Source organism: Candidatus Thermoplasmatota archaeon (genome assembly GCA_030018475.1).
GTDB lineage: Archaea > Thermoplasmatota > JASEFT01 > JASEFT01 > JASEFT01 > JASEFT01.
Window position 1 is genome coordinate 1 of record JASEFT010000086.1, and the last position, 2,618, is coordinate 2,618.

4 protein-coding genes are annotated in these 2,618 nt (G+C 38.9%); 2 read left to right on the forward strand and 2 right to left on the reverse strand.

Translation table 11 applies throughout. From position 1 onward, the window contains the following. The coding region (locus QMD21_07515) for a type IV pilin N-terminal domain-containing protein (protein MDI6856610.1) at positions 1–360 on the reverse strand (360 nt) is incomplete at its 3' end. A gap of 144 nt (positions 361–504) precedes the next feature. Here QMD21_07515 and QMD21_07520 point away from each other — a divergent pair. Together QMD21_07520 and QMD21_07525 are read left to right on the forward strand one after the other, a co-directional pair. Then, a complete protein-coding gene (locus QMD21_07520) occupies positions 505–1,407 on the forward strand; it encodes a vWA domain-containing protein (GenBank protein ID MDI6856611.1) in 903 nt (300 codons plus the stop codon). 7 nt (positions 1,408–1,414) lie between these two features. Continuing rightward, positions 1,415–1,810 (forward strand): hypothetical protein, encoded by a 396-nt coding sequence (locus tag QMD21_07525; GenBank protein ID MDI6856612.1) that lies wholly within the window; start codon positions 1,415–1,417, stop codon positions 1,808–1,810. Between the two features lie 11 nt (positions 1,811–1,821). Here the strand turns inward: QMD21_07525 and QMD21_07530 are convergent, their stop codons facing one another. Next, a complete protein-coding gene (locus QMD21_07530; protein ID MDI6856613.1) occupies positions 1,822–2,475 on the reverse strand; it encodes a PHP domain-containing protein in 654 nt (217 codons plus the stop codon). Positions 2,476–2,618 lie beyond the last annotated feature (143 nt).

Here is a 2,618-nt window from a genome sequence, read left to right on the forward strand (position 1 = left end):
AGTTGTAATGTTAACACCCACTGTATGCCCTGCTTTTACATATATGACATCCGTTTCATACACTTTGTAAGTAGTTGCTACCGTAGTTATTCCGTTTAGACTTACTGTGAGAGATATCTCGTCCCATTTTATGTCAGCTCTAGACACCCCAGCTATTGGCCAGCTTACATTTGCCCATCCTGGTAAGGTTTCATTACGCTTTACTGTGACCATGCCCAAACTTATCGTTGGTGTCTGCGCGCCGCCGCCCATGAAACCGCTCACCCACACGTATAGCACTGCCGCTAGTACCACTGTTATCGCCACCATCAAAATTACGCCGATGACTGGTGATACCGCTTCCTTTTCTTTTATTTTCATCTTAGTCCTCCTTTACTATTTTTTATCCTTTACTATTTTTTACGGAATGATAAAAAGATTTCACGGTATATAAACGTTATTATCTTGCAAAAAAGTTGTAAAAGGAACAAAAAATTTCATATATTGCTAAAGCTGTTATCGAAAGTGATAAAAACAAAAATGGCAGGAAAGCTCATTCTCCGAGTAAGGTCTTTAAAAGAGCTTGAGGCTCTGAGCTCTTTAGCTGAAAAAATTTATGAGAAGCTCGAGCACAAAACTTTTAAAAGAGGCGATAAGCTTGAAATTGAAGGTATAAAGCTCAGGGTTTTTTATACACATCCTATGCAATTAGAAGTTACTCCTGCTACTACTATTGAGATTTCAGTAGCACCTAAAAGCGCAGATATCATTCTTGCCGTGGATTCTTCTTATTCTATGCGGAAGGAAGATTACAAGCCGAGCAGATTTGGATGTGCAAACAAAGCTGCTCTTACAATTGCATCTCATAAAATAGGTACTAAAGATAGAGTTGGAATAATGAGTTTTGGGTATAACTACGTAGTGCATTCGCCGCTTGCACAAGTATCTAAAGAATCTTTAGCTCAAGCCTCATCAGTACTTAAAGAGCTAAAGCCGTCAGGAAGGACTGCTATCTCTAGCGCTATCAACGGAGCTATAGCAATGTTTGAAAGTAGTGCTTGCGAAAAGGGCTTAAAAACATTAACTATTTTTACAGACGGTTTCGACAATATAGGTGAAGCGCCTGAGCAATCAGCGTTAAAAGCAAGAGATAAAAATATTATAGTAAATACTATACTTTTAGGCGAGCGCAAAGAAGAGCAGGAGAAATTGCTGAAAGAAATTGCAGCAATTACAGGTGGAAGTTATAGCTACATTGGTAGCGAAGAGGAGATACTGATGCTGTGCAACGAACTCGCAGGTAAAAAAATTGAGCGTCTAAGCTCTTTAGAAGATTTTGTAGAGCTTGCAAAAACAGGAGAGAAAGTTATTGCAGAGGAAGGTAAATTTAAAAAACTTATGAAGCGGATTAAGAAAAAAGTGTGGTGAAAAAAGTATGGTGAAAAAAGCTGAAGAAGTTGTGACTTTAGAGCCGATAGTGCCAGAGCCCATCACTTTAGAGCCTTTAAAAAAGAAAGGCGCTAAAGGAGCTGTTGCAGGAGTTGTTCTAATAATTGCAAGTATATTTGCGATACTCAGCTGGATTTGTGCCGTAATACTTTTTCGTTTGATAAAAGCAGATCTTGCATTTCAGATAGTAGGCGCTGCATGGATAGCTATTTTCGCAACTATAGCGCTTCTAGGCGGTATTTTAGCAGTTGCAAGGAAAGGCTGGAAAGCTTCTCTAATATGCAGTATTCTAGGAATTCTAAGTTTCGGCTTCTTCGTATCAATGGCATTTTGCACTCTTGCAATGATAATTCTACTATTCGCTAAGAAAGAGTTCAGTTAACTTTATAGGCGCTAAATTCTTTTACAGCCCCTCTTTAGCCAGAGTTTAAAATTTTTGCAAGATTGACACAAAATTCTGAACTTTGAGGTATAGCTACCATAGCAAGTAGTTCTGCGCTTAACTATATCTTCAATTAAATTCTCGTAATTAGCACTTTGAGTTTTGAATTCCGTAATTCCGTAGCCGAGCTCTTCAAGAGTATGGCAATCGCTACCTGCTGTTTTACCGAGTTTAAGATTATTAGAAAGTTTTTCAGCTCTTTTGTTCTCAAATTTCCAGCATCTGCTATTGAAAATTTCTAGCGCCATGACTTTCTCGAAACTTGCAAATTTGGAGAAGGGCCTGCACGGATGCGGTGCTATCGCTATACCGCTGAGAGCTCTTATTTTTGATATTGTTTCCTCTAGCTCTAAATTACTAGGTACTATTTCTTTCACTCCTAGCGCGATTACATGCCCCTGAGCTGTAGAAATCTCTATTCCAGGTATGACAACAAAATTTTCAGCTTCAGAAAATTCCAAAGCTTCAAGTGCGCCTTTTATTTCGTTGTGGTCTACAATTGCAACACCCTGCAAGCCTATCTTCTTAGATTTTTTTATTATTTCTTTTATTTCTCCAGCAGCGTCTTGAGAATACTTGCTATGCACATGAAGGTCGAATTTCATAATTGTCAAAGCTCTTTTTTATGGGCTGGGGCGGACTCGAACCGCCGAACACCGCGTACCTTATGCTAGGAAAGTACCGTTTTCTTTTCTCTTTCCCTGAAGCCCTTTTCTTTTTAGAAAAAAGAAAAGCCCTTCACGGGAAA

What these genes read in the sequence shown, in the direction of transcription:
- QMD21_07525 (MDI6856612.1), top strand. Translation starts at nt 1,415, where the DNA reads ATGGTGAAAAAAGCTGAAGAAGTTGTGACTTTAGAGCCGATAGTGCCA.
- QMD21_07530 (MDI6856613.1), bottom strand. Translation starts at nt 2,475, where the DNA reads ATGAAATTCGACCTTCATGTGCATAGCAAGTATTCTCAAGACGCTGCT.